This is a genomic window from Candidatus Aegiribacteria sp., from assembly GCA_021108005.1.
In the GTDB taxonomy this organism is placed as follows: Bacteria; Fermentibacterota; Fermentibacteria; order Fermentibacterales; family JCC-6; genus Aegiribacteria.
This window is the reverse complement of record JAIORS010000172.1, coordinates 42,420-56,469: the sequence shown is the minus strand read 5'-3', so window position 1 is coordinate 56,469 and position 14,050 is coordinate 42,420. Positions and strand designations below refer to the sequence as shown.

Annotated in this window: 13 protein-coding genes; all 13 read right to left on the bottom strand. The window is 49.6% G+C overall.

Annotated features, from left to right (window positions below; genetic code table 11):
• Positions 1–351 precede the first annotated feature (351 nt).
• Positions 352–1,899 (bottom strand): NAD(P)H-hydrate dehydratase, encoded by a 1,548-nt coding sequence (locus K8S15_10925; GenBank protein ID MCD4776545.1) that lies wholly within the window; start codon positions 1,897–1,899, stop codon positions 352–354.
• Positions 1,877–2,275 carry a holo-ACP synthase gene (gene acpS / locus K8S15_10920; GenBank protein ID MCD4776544.1) on the bottom strand — a complete coding sequence of 133 codons (399 nt, stop codon included), beginning with the start codon at positions 2,273–2,275 and terminating at the stop codon, positions 1,877–1,879. The genes K8S15_10925 and acpS overlap by 23 nt, the downstream gene beginning before the upstream one ends.
• 57 nt (positions 2,276–2,332) lie before the next feature.
• Entirely contained in the window at positions 2,333–3,346 is a 1,014-nt protein-coding gene (tsaD, locus tag K8S15_10915; GenBank protein ID MCD4776543.1) for a tRNA (adenosine(37)-N6)-threonylcarbamoyltransferase complex transferase subunit TsaD, read from the bottom strand.
• Positions 3,347–3,351: 5 nt separating this feature from the next.
• Entirely contained in the window at positions 3,352–3,804 is a 453-nt protein-coding gene (gene rplI, locus K8S15_10910; GenBank protein MCD4776542.1) for a 50S ribosomal protein L9, read from the bottom strand.
• Positions 3,804–4,676, bottom strand: a complete 873-nt coding sequence (locus tag K8S15_10905) for a hypothetical protein (GenBank protein ID MCD4776541.1) — start codon at positions 4,674–4,676, stop codon at positions 3,804–3,806. Before K8S15_10905 ends, rplI begins: the two co-directional genes overlap by 1 nt.
• 18 nt (positions 4,677–4,694) lie before the next feature.
• Positions 4,695–4,934: a 30S ribosomal protein S18 gene (rpsR, locus tag K8S15_10900; GenBank protein MCD4776540.1), complete on the bottom strand. Its 240-nt coding sequence runs from the start codon at positions 4,932–4,934 to the stop codon at positions 4,695–4,697.
• A gap of 45 nt (positions 4,935–4,979) precedes the next feature.
• Positions 4,980–5,300: a single-stranded DNA-binding protein gene (locus K8S15_10895; protein MCD4776539.1), complete on the bottom strand. Its 321-nt coding sequence runs from the start codon at positions 5,298–5,300 to the stop codon at positions 4,980–4,982.
• A gap of 32 nt (positions 5,301–5,332) precedes the next feature.
• Complete coding sequence (gene ssb, locus K8S15_10890) at positions 5,333–5,794, bottom strand: single-stranded DNA-binding protein (GenBank protein MCD4776538.1); 462 nt, start codon at positions 5,792–5,794, stop codon at positions 5,333–5,335.
• A 2-nt stretch (positions 5,795–5,796) separates the two neighbouring features.
• The gene (gene rpsF, locus K8S15_10885; GenBank protein ID MCD4776537.1) at positions 5,797–6,150 is read right to left on the bottom strand and encodes a 30S ribosomal protein S6; all 354 of its coding nucleotides are present in this window, start codon (positions 6,148–6,150) and stop codon (positions 5,797–5,799) included.
• Positions 6,151–6,363: 213 nt separating this feature from the next.
• Complete coding sequence (locus K8S15_10880) at positions 6,364–7,869, bottom strand: DUF1846 domain-containing protein (protein MCD4776536.1); 1,506 nt, start codon at positions 7,867–7,869, stop codon at positions 6,364–6,366.
• A gap of 31 nt (positions 7,870–7,900) precedes the next feature.
• On the bottom strand, positions 7,901–9,166 hold the full coding sequence (locus tag K8S15_10875) for a SpoIIE family protein phosphatase (protein MCD4776535.1): 1,266 nt from the start codon (positions 9,164–9,166) through the stop codon (positions 7,901–7,903).
• A 100-nt stretch (positions 9,167–9,266) separates the two neighbouring features.
• Entirely contained in the window at positions 9,267–11,546 is a 2,280-nt protein-coding gene (locus tag K8S15_10870; protein ID MCD4776534.1) for a T9SS type A sorting domain-containing protein, read from the bottom strand.
• 152 nt (positions 11,547–11,698) lie between these two features.
• Complete coding sequence (locus tag K8S15_10865) at positions 11,699–13,990, bottom strand: T9SS type A sorting domain-containing protein (protein ID MCD4776533.1); 2,292 nt, start codon at positions 13,988–13,990, stop codon at positions 11,699–11,701.
• Positions 13,991–14,050 lie beyond the last annotated feature (60 nt).

Here is a 14,050-nt window from a genome sequence, read left to right as displayed (position 1 = left end):
GGGGGGGGGTATTTCGACATAATCATGTATCCTCTCTGTTTTTTATGCGTAACGGTATCTCCGACAACTAGTATGCTGATCTTACAGGTGATCCAGGGATTCCTGTACGATAGCAATTCCTGTCTTATAAGATGATAGCAGGAATAATAGTACACTGTCAACACCAATCGAGAAAGGGCACTCTCACAGAGGCAATTTGAAAGGCGATAGAGGAACGCGTGCCGCCGAAGGCGCTGGAAGTGAACATTCAGACATTCGGGAGAGGAAGGGAACTCTTCGGGAATTAACAGGAAGAATTATAGACAGTTATCGGAACCTATACCTTTTATTGTTTCAAGGACTTCACTCCGGCTAATCGATGTACTCACTGTTCCATTTGCCGCCGGAGGTCAGAAGATCACTGTTCTTTCCGTTTTCTATTTTTCTGAATGCCTCTCCCAGGAAAGAAGCGATGTCGGTTGCGATAAGACTTCGTGCGGAAGAACTCTCTACGGCAATATCCGCTGCCAGACCGTGTGCGTACACACCTAGGATTCCGGCATTGAATGGTTCCATACCCTGGGCCATAAGTGATGAAATTATTCCCGTAAGAACATCGCCGCTGCCGCCGGTTGCAAGCCCGTTGTTACCCGCTGGAATTGTGCAGGAGCCTTTTTCCGGATGGAATATCATGGTCGGCCTGCCTTTGAGCACAACCGTTACTCCCGCCGATTCGGCAAGTTTGGCGGCTGCTCCGGATCTGCTTGCTATATTTGACGGATCGCAGTTCATAAGCCTTGACATCTCTCCGGGATGCGGGGTGATCAGTAATTTCCCTCGATACCTTTCCAGAATTGCAACAGGATTATCAAGGACGTTAAGAGCATCCGCGTCCAGAACCAGCGGAATCGTCCAGTGATTGATTACGTAGTTCACAACTTTCCTGGTTGCCGGATTATCTCCCATTCCCGGGCCGATGGCTGCTGCATGGAAATTCTCAGTATCAGGTATACCCGTAGCATCCCCCGGAAGGAAGTACGACGAAAGCGCTTCTGGAATGCGTCCTGCTATAAGCTGATGGGCGGAAAGAGGTACCGCAAGGGTAACAAGGCCTGCTCCGGAACGCAAGGCACCTAGTGACATCAACTGTGGGGCACCGGGCATTGCCTCCGAACCACCGACAAGCAACAGCTTTCCGAACGTTCCCTTGTGTCCGTCCACAGGTCTTTCGGGAAGAAGCTCGTAAGCGTCTCTAAGACCGGGGATCATGCGGTTTTTCGTCTTATCAACATCTATGCCGATATCAGCTGTGAAAATACTTCCTGAATAGCCGCAGCCCGGAGGGAACAGAAGCCCTGCCTTCGGAGCGGCAAAAGTGACGGTTGCGTCCGCTTTTAATGTAAGGGGATCGGTTTCACCCGTTCTTCCGTTTATACCGGAAGGGGTGTCCACGGCAAGTACTCTGCAGCCATAATTTCTAGCTTTTTCAAGGCATTCAGCGAATATACCCTCGATCTTTCCCTTGAAACCCGTTCCCAGAAGGGCATCGACGATCAGAGAGGGGGAATCAGGTAATCTGTCCATCTCGTCCGGTGGCACAACGATACCGCCATCCTGCACGAATCGGCTCAGATTTGCCTGGCAGTTATGTGAAAGACTCTTCCCCGGAACAGTTGCGAGAACCACATGAGCGTAATACGATTTTTCACGCAGTCTTCTCGCTAAAACCAGTCCGTCACCGCCGTTGTTTCCCGAACCCGCGAATACAATGACCGGTCCTTGGTCGGGGGCAGTCATTTTCATGGCTCTCTCGGCTGCACAAGTTCCAGCTTTCTCCATCAGAACGTCTCCAGGAGTTCCACTCTCAATGGCCCTCCTGTCGTATTGAGCCATTTCCTCAGGTATTACCCAGTATTTCATAACCTTCCCCCTGTTCTTCAAGTAAAACAATTGCTACCGCGGTGGTTTCTGTCCGGGAGACGCTTACAAAAACTTTTCTGCCTCTAAGCAGTTCCCTGGATTTTCCGCTGATAACGGGACTCGGACAGGTATTATCTTCGGGAGGGAGGAGGAAATCGTGCCACCGTACTCCCCCTGTAACCCCTGTTCCCAGAGCCTTGAAAAAAGCCTCCTTTGCCGCGAATCTGGTTGCGAGAAAACCTGTGTCTTCCCGCATGTCCAGTTCGCCGCCATCGAATATCCTTTTCAGAAAAGCTTTACCGCTTCTTTTAAGAGCTTTTTCGACACGCTTGATGCTGACAGAATCAACACCATGAGTTTTTAAAGCAGCTGTCATAAAATCATCTCCTGAAGAGTAATAACCGCTTTATTATATATTATTGATCTCTTGAGGTCAGCAGCAAGTTATTGGAGAAAGATTTTTTCCCGACCATCTTGCGAAAGCGTTACAGTAAAGAGGTGAAAATGCCTCAGGATCTCGTTCAAGAATGGCCGCGGCGGCACGTCCTACCATTAGCGCATTATCCGTGGCATGCTCTTTGTCAGGAAGAAACAGATTCAAGTTACGTTCCGAACATTCCTTTCGCAGAACCTGTCTCAGAAGGCTGTTGGCAGAAACGCCACCCGCTGCAAGAACACTTTGCGCGCCAAGTTTCTCACTCTGGTACATCAGTTTCGATACCAGGATATCCACAATGGTCTTTCTGAACGAAGCCGCGAGGTTACAGCGATCTTCTCCTTTCTCCCAGAGGAGTTTGGCCGCTGTCTTAAGACCGCTGAAACTGAATTCGGGCAGAGACGGATCGGCCAGCGGGGAGGGCAGGCGTACTTTGTCGGGGTCTCCCCTGTCGGCGGCAAGATCAAGAGCAGCGCCCCCCGGGTAGCCGAGACCGGTCAGTTTCGCGGTTTTGTCAAAAGCCTCTCCGGCAGCGTCATCCCTTGTTGAGCCGAGAAGAAGAATCTCCTCCCATGAGTTCATTGTAAAAAGGCTGGTGTGACCACCGGAGACAAGAAGGGCAACGGCTGGAAAGACAACATGTCGATTTCCTCCATAATGAATGTAAAGATGTGCCGCAAGGTGATTTATCCCCAGGAAGACTTTACCGGAAGCCCATGCGGCCGCCTTGGTCCAGGCAAGACCTACAAGTAAAGAGCCTGTCAATCCCGGACCTGCGGTAGCAGCGAAAGCATCGATTTTTTCGAAACTGTTCATCCCTCCGGCATGCAGAACTTCTTTCACAAGCTCCGGAAGTACCTTCATATGATTCCGTGACGCCAGTTCGGGGACGACACCCCCGTGTCGCGAGTGTATTTCCTGGCTGTGGACGCGTTCAGCGATTACACTGCATCCATCGAGCAGTGCAACCGCTGTATCATCGCAGGATGTTTCTACTGCGAGAATTCTCAAAGGGATTACTTGTTCTCTTCGGGGAGAATCCTGACCAGTACGTCTGTACGGATGTCTCCGTAAATTTTAATGGAGACAGAATACTCTCCCGTTTTTTTAAAGTGCTCATCGAGAAGTACCTGTTCAACATCTATATCGAAGCCGGATTCGTTGATAATCTCGCAGATGTTTCTTTCACTGACACTTCCGTAAAGATGTCCGGTGTCATCCGCAGCGGCTGTAATCTCGACAACAAAATCCTTGAGTTTATCCGCGAACTGCCTGGATTCTTCGGATATTCTGACCTGTTCCTTCAAGGCTTTTGTCCTGTAGATTTCGGTCGATTTAACGGCAGCGGGAGTTGCTTTTACCGCGAAATTTCGAGGGAAAAGGTAATTCCTGGCGTATCCATCGGCTACATCCACAACATCCCCCCCCAGGCCGAGGTCTTCCACACTCTTTATAAGTAGTACTTTCATTATGAATTTTTCCTTTCATCCATTCTGTTTAGACGTGTTCTGAAATCAAACCATGTATCAAGGATACCGGCAATCATGAGCAATCCAACGGCAATCGGAGGGAAGATTATTCCCACAAGGATTGCCAGTATAAAGCTCTGGGGATAAATAGACAGTACTTTTCTGCACACAGCCAATCCCACAGCTGAGTAAGGTAGAATCATGAAGATCGAAATATTCACGGCAGCCTGCTGAAGGTACGGGGGAAAACTGCTGCCGGTGAGATTCACCGCCAGGGCCGCTATCAGTATCCAGGCGGGAAGCAGACCCAGCCTCAGGGAATCTTCACGGGGCAGATCCGGCCATACGCCTCTCCTTCTGCTTACAAGCCTGGCTGCAACTGCTGAGGTGATAACACCTGCCACTGCCCACAAAGCCAGAAGGGCCGGCAGTATATAGAGTAACAGGTCCATTACGAAAAGTATTTCAGATGAGCTCATTCCCGCCGAACCGTAGAACTGCATGAGAACCTGAACGTTCTCGCTGGACAGCATGGACTTCTGCAGAAGAAGCAAAGTCCCGAAAATGCAGGCCAGCGCCGTAGCTGCCGCGGCAACTGTCAGAGAGAATCTGAAACTTCTGCCGGACCTTACAAAGGTAACGATGATTCCTGATCCGGTCGCCGCGATAAGAGCACCCGAGAAGTCGGAGATAAGAAAAACCACAAAAAGAGTCGCAAGCGCCATGGGCAGACCGAATTTAGAGTTCCGGGCAACCATCATGACCGACATTATGGTCATTCCAACGAATGGAACCCCCATGAGAACAAGAATTATCCCAACGGCGATGATACCGAAGAATCCATTTCCTGCTCCTCCCGACGTCTTTTGCATCTCAGGTATGCTGCAGGTTTATCTGTAGTGTTCTCTAACGTAGGGAACAAGGGCAAGGAACCGCGCGACCTTGATGGAGTTGGCGACCATTCTCTGGTGTTTGGCGCAGTTGCCTGTAACTCGTCTTGCTACGATTTTTCCTCTGTCCGAAACGTACCTCTGAAGCATCCTTTCGCTCTTGTACGATATTTCCAGATTAGGATTTCCGCAGAAACGGCATTTCTTTTTACGTCCGAATTTGCTGCTCTTCTTTTTCATCCTTTTTTTTGCCACTTAATCGATTCCTCCTGACGGTCTTTATGATCAGGTTCCTAACGCTGTTACGTCGGATGCCTTTACGACCATTCTATGGTGTAATCCTTTTGATCTGTCTTCGTAAGTTCTGCTGACGAGACTGCCCTCGATTAATACGAACATTCCATTTGAAATACTGCGGTCAATTCTTTCCGCCAGGTTTCCCCATGCTTCAATACTGATGACGTAGGTTTTCTTACTTTCTTCCGAGTTCGCGTCACTATATGAAACGCAGTTTTCTACATCGAACCTTATTACGAAAATGCCGTAACTGGACGATTTAAGCTCACTCTTCTTACTTATCCGTCCGGTTATGACGATGTAGTTCAATTCAGGGGTTTCATGAAGGTCAGTCATACTGATTAGAACGGGATATCGTCATCCTGCGCCATTGAATCCGACGCGGAATCGTTCTCGTTACTACTCGAAGCTCTGCTGGATTGTTCCGGAGAGTCATCCGTGTAGGAAGAACTTTGACCACCCTTTTTCTCGAGAAACTGTATTCTCTTGGCGTTTACTTCCAGCCTGCTTCTTTTACTGCCATCCCGGTCTTCCCAGGAACTGTAGATAAGCTCCCCCTCAATCAATACAGGGGAACCCTTTCTGCAGAATTCGCCTACCAGTTCTGCGGTTTTTCTCCATGCTACAACATTAACGTAGCATGTCTTTTCCTGCCATTCCCCACTTCTGTCGCGGTAGCGCTGGTTGTTTGCTATGGACATTTTTGCAAGGTGAGTTCCGTTCTCCAGAATTCTTGTATCCGGGTCACGGACAAGATTCCCGGAGATTATGACCTTATTGATGCTGGGCATTCTCAGATCCATTACTAATCCCCGCTCTCCATATCTTCTTCCGCATTTCCATCATCAAAAGAACCATCGGAGGCAGGTTCTTCGAGGTCAGTTCTAAGGGTAAGATACCTGAGGCAGCTGTCATTGATCTTCAGGGTCTTCTCTATAGCAGCTGTAGTATCACTGCTGCCGGTCCATTTCATAAAATGGTAAATACCCTCGGTCTGTTTCTTGATGGGATAGGCAAGAATGCGGCGGCTCCATTTGTCAGAACCAATGTACGTGCCTCCGTCATCCTTGATGATCTCGACAACACGATCGTGTTCCTTTTCGATTTCAGCTTCGGGGATGCTGGCACTCCAGATTATTACGGTTTCATAGTCTCGCAAATCAAAAACTCCTTCCTGAAACGGTTAAAACGCTATTTAACCCGACCGGAAGGAGTACACTATTTAGAGTACAAACATCGTTTCCGGTCCGGTAACATGCGTTACTTCGGGCTGCGCAACTGTTGCGCAGCAAACGACAGGGCAATCATCGGAAATATTCTTCTCCGGGTCAAGTCCTCAAATCAAAGAACCTTTGAGGATAAGCTCATATTCTCAGTTACCGTAGAGCCTGTTGCTTGCGAATAGCGGGTCGCATGTCACATTAATACCCAGTGTTCTCAGACCACTTTCATCCCCGGACGCAGGCATATGGGTAAGATGGGCTTCGCAGTTTCTCAGTTCGGGAAGCTTCGCCATTCCATCCGCGGCAGGGGCGAAGACGGCGGCGTTAACGCTAAGCGCGACAAGAACTTCCTCAAGATCAAGTCGAAGGGGAAATGATTTCACGGCTCTCTTCAGCTTTCTTATCGATTCAATGGTGGCAGGCGAAAGAAGGTGAATATCTTCACTGATTCCGGCAAGTTTCTTAACAGCGTTGAGAACAACGGCAGCGGACGCGTGCATGAGCTCCGAACTCCTGCCTGTTATTACAGTCCCGTCTTTCAGCATCAGTGCGGCTGCTTTCGTGAAATCTGAATTATCCTTTGATTCATTTGAACAGATATTGCTTCGGGCAGGCTCAACGACCGGCCTGCTTTCAGGAGTCAGACCGTAATCGTTCATGAGGAGTTCAGCTTTTTGAACCGTTTCCCGGTCGGCAAGACCCATGACGTACTCGCAGCTGTACCTGAAATACCTTCTGACAATTTCCTGCTCTGCGGCTTTGCGGACAACAAGATCATCGGTTATTCCGAATCCGGCCCTGTTCACTCCCATATCCGTGGGAGAAGCGTAAGGGGACCTGTCGCCAATAATCTTCTCAAGGATTCTCTTGAGAAGAGGGAAAGCCTCCACATCCCTGTTGTAGTTTATTGATACTTTGCCATAGGCCTCAAGGTGAAAGGGATCCACCAGGTTCACATCGCGAAGGTCAGCAGTTGCCGCTTCGTACGCGGCGTTCACCGGGTGATTTATAGGAATGTTCCATATAGGGAAGGTTTCGAACTTCGCGTATCCGGCGTGTACTCCTCTTTTAAAATCATGGTAGAGCTGTGAAAGACATGTGGCAAGCTTTCCGCTGCCAGGCCCTGGTCCGGTAACAACTACAAGAGGCTTTGAGGGTTCGATGTAATCGTTCCTGCCGTACCCTTCCTCGCTTACGATTAGATCAACATCGGTAGGGTAGCCTTTGGTGTAGTAGTGCCTGAAGACATCGACACCTCTTCTTTTAAGGCGGTTTTCGAAGGAGATGGCGGAGGGCTGCTCTTCGAACCTTGTAATTACCACTCCTCTGAGGTTGATCCCCCTGGATCTGAACCCGTCTATCAGCATAAGGGCATCCGCGTCGTAAGTGATGCCAAAATCACCTCTGATCTTTCTCTTCTCGATATCTCCTGCGTATATGCATAGTATGATCTCAGCCCTGTCACACAGTTTCTCAAGAAGACTGATTTTTACGTTCGGGTCGTAACCTGGAAGAACCCTTGCGGCGTGATGATCGAACATCAGCTTGCCGCCGAACTCCAGATACAGCCTTCCTCTGGAATTTTCCACTCTTGACAGAATCTCCCCGGACTGCTCCTCGAGGTACTTTTCGTTGTCGAACCCTTTGTTCTGCATACTATCTAACCTTTTGATTTATGTAATGTGGTCAGTGCGTATTCCGTTTAATGAGAACTATGGTCATGTCGTCGTCCTGTATGGCTTTACCTGCGTGCAGGACAACCGCTGAGTGTATTAAATTTACAACTTCATTCATGCGAAGCATGCTGTTATCACTGATTATACCAATGGTTCTATCCACACCGAACTGCTCCCCGTTGTTATCTACCTGTTCGAAGATACCATCGGAGATAAGAGCGAAAATATCCCCTTTATCCATGCAGATAGGTTCCGGAGCCTCAAGGGGAATATCCGGCATTATACCAAGTGGCAGAGCCGATGCCGTCAGGATGTCCACTTTCCCGGTTGAACGGTGGTAATGAAGCAGAGGCGCCTGTCCGCAGGCATGGTACCTGATGGTGTTATCCTCAGCGTTCAGCAGACCTATGAAAGACGTAATGAATCGTTCCGCGGTAAGGTCTTCTACAAGCTGGTTATTCGTATGACGGTGTAGACTCACGAGATTGCTCTGTAGACGGAAAGCCATCCTTACCATCGCAAGAAACTGGGTTACGGAAAGCGCGGGGCCGAGCCCATGTCCGGACGCGTCGGCGAGAAGCAGCAGAACGCTTCTATTGTCAAGGCTGATAGCGTCGAAAATGTCACCGCCGGTCTGATCCGCGGGTTCGTTCCAGCCTGACAGATCGTACCCTTCTATTTCGGGCATACTGTCGGGTAGAAGCTCCCTCTGGATTTCTCTGGCAAGGGCCAGGTCATGCTCTATCTTCTGCTTGATAATGTATTCCCGCAACAGTCTGGCCCTCTGAATGGCAACAGCGCACTGGGAAGCCAGAACCTCCGCTACCCTTTCATCTTCCGTGCTGAAGGAACCTTCGGTTTTATTGATAAGCTGAAGGACGCCGACAAGCGAATCGTCCAGTCCAACAAGCGGTACGGACAATATGCATCGGGTCAGGTATCCCATCCTTCTATCGATTTCCGGGTTGAACCCTCCATGGGAATAGGCATCGGGAACGTTAACAATGCTGCATGTACGGGCACATATGCCGGCTATGCCCTGATCGGCCGGAAACCTGATTTCCTCAACCTCAAGACCGGTGCCGACTTCCGCGAATAGTTCATGGTTCTCTTTATCGTAAAGGAAGACAGTTCCGCGCTCTGCCCTTAGAACATCACGGGCAACATCAACGACTTGAACGAGCATATCGTCCAGCTTAATCGGGGTGCTGAGCTGACGTGTGACATCCAGTATCCGCCACAGGATATCAGCGGTGAAATTCAGTTCTTCAGTCAAATTTACCCCTCAATGTACCGGGACTTATCGTGTCAACACTTTAGTATACGCCCTTAAGAGGCAGCTGAAAACCTTCAGTCCTATAGGAACGGTACTTAACTTACCTGATGACCATAACCTGTCTTGAAACGGACCCGTCTTCAGTATCCAGCTTGACGAAGTACACTCCATTGGAAACAGATCTCCCGGGATTCCATTCAACCGAGTGAGTTCCCCCTTCAACCTGTTCGTCGAAAACCGTTTCCACCATTCTTCCGGCGACATCGTAAACAGATATACGAACGCTTCCGCCCGCGGGTACTCCGAACGCCAGAGACGTTGCCGCCGTAACAGGATTAGGCGAGGGATTCCCAAGATGAAGAACAGTACTATTTCCGGACGAACCCTCTATTCCTGTTCCTATCGTAACCCATTTGATGTCGTACCTGTAATTATGAAGATAAGCTCCTGTGTAGACGGTTCCGCTGGAGGGAACGGTAACGTTTATGGTAACCTCTCCCGAGGAGTTGGTTGTTCCCTCTTCGTAGAAAGTCATACCGCCACCGTAGTTGTCAACGCCGTCTGTAAGAGTAACGTTAACGCCTTCTACGGGGGACCCATTATCTGTAACGGTGATGGTTATGTCCTGGTTTCCCGGAAGAATAATCGCGGGTTGGGAGATATTCAATTCTCCCGGCTGTCCCGCGGAATCGAATGTCCAGATATCCATTGCCGGGTCTCCGAACCACATGTAACACCTGGCATTTGTTAGAGCAAGGCCGCCATGCTGGATTATGGTATAGGTTGTGGCTTCCATGATAGCTTCACATACGCGATAAGTTCCCGTATCGTAAAGCGCTATATAAATCTGTTTCATGTAGTCATGATTTGGCTCAGTGTAGGAACTTCTGGTTGCTCCCAGATTGCCGCTGGCTCCGTTCTCGGCCCATTGCCATGCCTCGCTGAGACATGTCGTGCCGTATTGATACATGCCGTTGTTGCAGGCGATATTGAAAACGGGCGGCATATAGCTGTTGGTGAGGGCATAAACGATCGAAGGCACCCAGCCGGGGGACCATTGCCAGGAATAAAAACTGCCATGTCCCCTGTAGCCTACCGTCCCGACACCCCCGTTTATGGCGTCAATAACATCATTTCTTGTACCGCCTTCATCCGGAAAGACTTTAGTGAAAGTAATGTTGCAGAGGCTGTAGGAATAGCCGGCTACCTGATTACAGCACAGAGTATATTTGCCGGGATAATCTTCCTGGTGCGCGGCGAGAACAGTTTCACTTGGAATGATGCCAGGGGTTCTTAGAACACTGAAATCGTAGTCGGCGTAGCCATCGATAATTTTCTCCACCTGGTGTACTATCTGTGCAGAATCGCCCGTTATGCGTCCTACCGATATATCAGGATAATTTCCCGCATCCATAAGAGCGTAGTAATAATCCCCCTCTACACCAGCGTAGGAATATGAAGGCATCTCATCGTGGGTCCCTACAATACAGGCGAAACGCGTTACGCCGCTATGGTAGTTGCTTGAAATGGCACTCTTTATCTGGGTGCACGTGGCAGGGGCCGCCAGGGTTTCCACAATTGTATGCAGGCCGAGGTAATGATGGGTTTCGAAGAGCTCGCTGACCCATTCTACATTATCCTCTGTGCACACGAAAATGTACTCTACTCCGTCATCCCGTGAAACGTCAATCGGATTCGCCGTGATCTCAAATACATCCCAGTTAAGCACATATCTTTCCATTGCCGGAACCATCGAAGGGTTCACCGGGCCGGCCATGTGAGAAGCGGTTCCCTCGAAGTCAATCCTTAAAGTAATGCTGTTTACAACTTCCAGGTTTCCGGTGGAAGGATTGTAACTGAACGGATTTAAAACGAGTCTCGCCACATTCAGTCCCGACCAGGAGCCCTCGTTGTCAATGTTTGCCCATGAAGAGGGATAACTCTCACCGTTCAGGTAGAAATCTTCGCTGATAACGAATTGGAACGATTCGCTGTCCATTTCGGGGGTTTGTCTTGGAAGGATTTCCATGTTAGCGTAAACAGTCGAAGTGACTCCCCCTACAGTAACCACAGCTTCCGTTCCGAATGGAAGGGCGAACATCTCCGTTACTGATGGCAGGTCAGGCAGGCCAACGGGGCCCTGAGAGTAGCAATCCGGAAGTTCAACGCTGTTCCATATTCTGCCACCGGCAGGGGAATCGTACAGATTGAATCCTGGAAGATTCACCTCTACAACCATATGGTAACTGTCCGATTCAAGAACTGTCACCTCAGGAATCTCACCGGCTGAGCCACCGAAGGATTGCCAGCTGGAAACACTTCCGGGTCCGGTCGCGAAGGCAAAAGCGGTAACGATGAAAGCGGAAAAAAGAAATCTCATACAAATCATCTCCATCATGGAAAAGTGATAAAGCGTTTTCCTGAAATCCAATACAGCATGAACCCTAACTGATTTGGGCAGGCAAGGTCAAGCACATAAGAAAAGGCGGGCCGTAACAGCCCGCCAAAGTTCGAAGTTCTGCAGTCAGCCTGCTATCTGATGATCATAGCCTGCCGCGTGAGGGTTCCTCCCTCGGTTGAAAGCCTGACGAAGTAGACGCCACTGGCTATTTCAGCCCCTGGAGCCCACGTCATACTGTGGCTTCCAGATTCGACCGCGCCGTCAAGGATGGTTTCAACCATTCGGCCTGACAAATCGTAGACCGCAAGCTCAACCCTTCCGGATACGGGAACGCTGAACCCGAGGGACGCATTTTCCATAATCGGGTTAGGGTAAGGGCTGTCAAGGGAAAGGATAGATGATGCTCCCTCTGACGCGGCCACACCGGTGCCGATGATTACTTCAGCGATGTCGTAATTGTAGTCATGAAGGAACGCTCCGATATGTACGGTTCCACTTGAAGGAGCTGTGATATTTATGGTTACCTCTCCAAAGGAATTGGTTGTGCCCTCTTCGTAGAAGGTCATGCCGGTTCCGTAATTATCAACTCCGTCGGTAAGGGTAACGTTGGCTCCCGCTACTGCGGAACCGTCATCGGTCACTGTAACCGTAACGTTCGAGTTCCCGGGGGGAATGCTTGCGGGGGGTGATATCTCAAGCACGCCGGGCTCAGAGGCGGTATCGAATGTCCAGATGTCCATTGCGGGATCGCCGAACCAGATGTACATTTTGGCGTTCGAAATACCGATACTGCCCTGATTGTTTATCGTATAGACGGTAGCGGCGTTTATCCCCTCACCGATACGGAAAAGCCCCGTATCGAAGATTTCCTTGTATATCTGCTTGATATAAACGTGGTTTGCTTCTGTATAGGAAGGATCGGTAGCCGCGAGGTTCCCGCTGGATCCGTGAGTGGCCCACTGCCAGGCTTCCGCAAGGCAAGTTCCCCCACCGGTGTAATCACCGCAGTAACATGCGATGTTGAAAACGGGAGGCATGAAAGTATTGGTCAGTGCGGTGATATTGGAATTGTTCCATCCGGGGGACCATGTCCAGGATGTCTGGCTTCCATGGCCTCTGTAGGTAACTGTGCCTATTTCGTTGTTGATACCGGTTGATACCATTGCAGCGGTTCCGCCCTCAGGGGGGAAAACCGTCGTGAAGTCGAAATTGATAAGGCTGTATGAAAACGCAGCGAGTTCATTCATGCAGGCTGTGTACTTGCCGGGATATTGTTCTCCATGGGCGGCAAGTATGCACTCGCTTGGAATGATGCCGGTGGTAGGCGTATCATCGAAGTCGTAATCCATATAACCGCCGATGATCTTTGCTACCTGATTTTCGATCTGAGTCTGGTTACCGGTCAGTCTTCCAACGGCTATCTCGGGGAAATTGTCGCTTCCGATGAAGCAGGCGTACCAGTAATCACTTGTAAATCCGTCCCAGATGTGAGAAGGAAGCTCCGCATTCGTACCGACAATACATGCGAAGCGAGTAACACCAGTATCATAATTATCAGTTATGGCAGTTTTTATGGCACCAGAGGTTGCGGGAGCAGTAAGGGTTTCAACCCTTGTATGAAGCCCCAGATAGTGGTGTGTTTCTATGAGTTCTGAAACCCAGTCCACATTGGTATCGGTACATACAAAGACATACTCAACACCGTCATCGCGGGAACCGTCAAGCGGGTCCGCCGCGAATTTGAATACGTCCCAGTTGATTACGTTCTGTTCCATTGCGGGAACCATCGATGGATTTACCGGATATGCGAATTCTGTCGCGTTTCCTTCAAAATCCACTCTCAGGATGATGCTGCTTGCTGCTTCCAGGTTTCCGGTATAAGGATTGTAGCTGAACGGGTTTACCACGAGTCTCGCTACATTGAGTCCCGACCAGATGCCCTCGTTGTCAATATTTACCCATGAAGAGGGATAATTCTCGTTACTACGGTAAAATTCATCGACGATGACAAAGGGGTAAGGTTCGTGGTCCATGTCAATTTCGGGGGTCTGTCTTGGAAGGATCTCCATGTTACCGTAAACAGCTGAATTTACTTCTTCAACCGTTACAATCGCCTCTGTTCCGAAAGGAAGGGCGAACATCTTTGTTACGGATGGCAGGTCAGGCAGGCCGATTTTTCCCTGTGAGTAAAAATCAGGCAGGTCGATACAGTCCCATATTCTGCCCTCAGCCGGGCTGTCGTAGAGCCAGAAACCCGGGATGGAGATTTCCAGAACCATATGGTTCTGGTCCGATTCAAGAACAGTCACTTCAGATATTTCGCCAGCTGAGCCGCCGAATGACTGCCAGCTGGAAGCATCCCCCACTCCAGAAGCGAAAACCGCAGCCACTGCCAGTAAAAGGATAAAGAAAGATCTTTTCATATTTCGTTCCTCCTTTATAATAGTGAAAATTGGAAATACACATTATTACAATAATACATT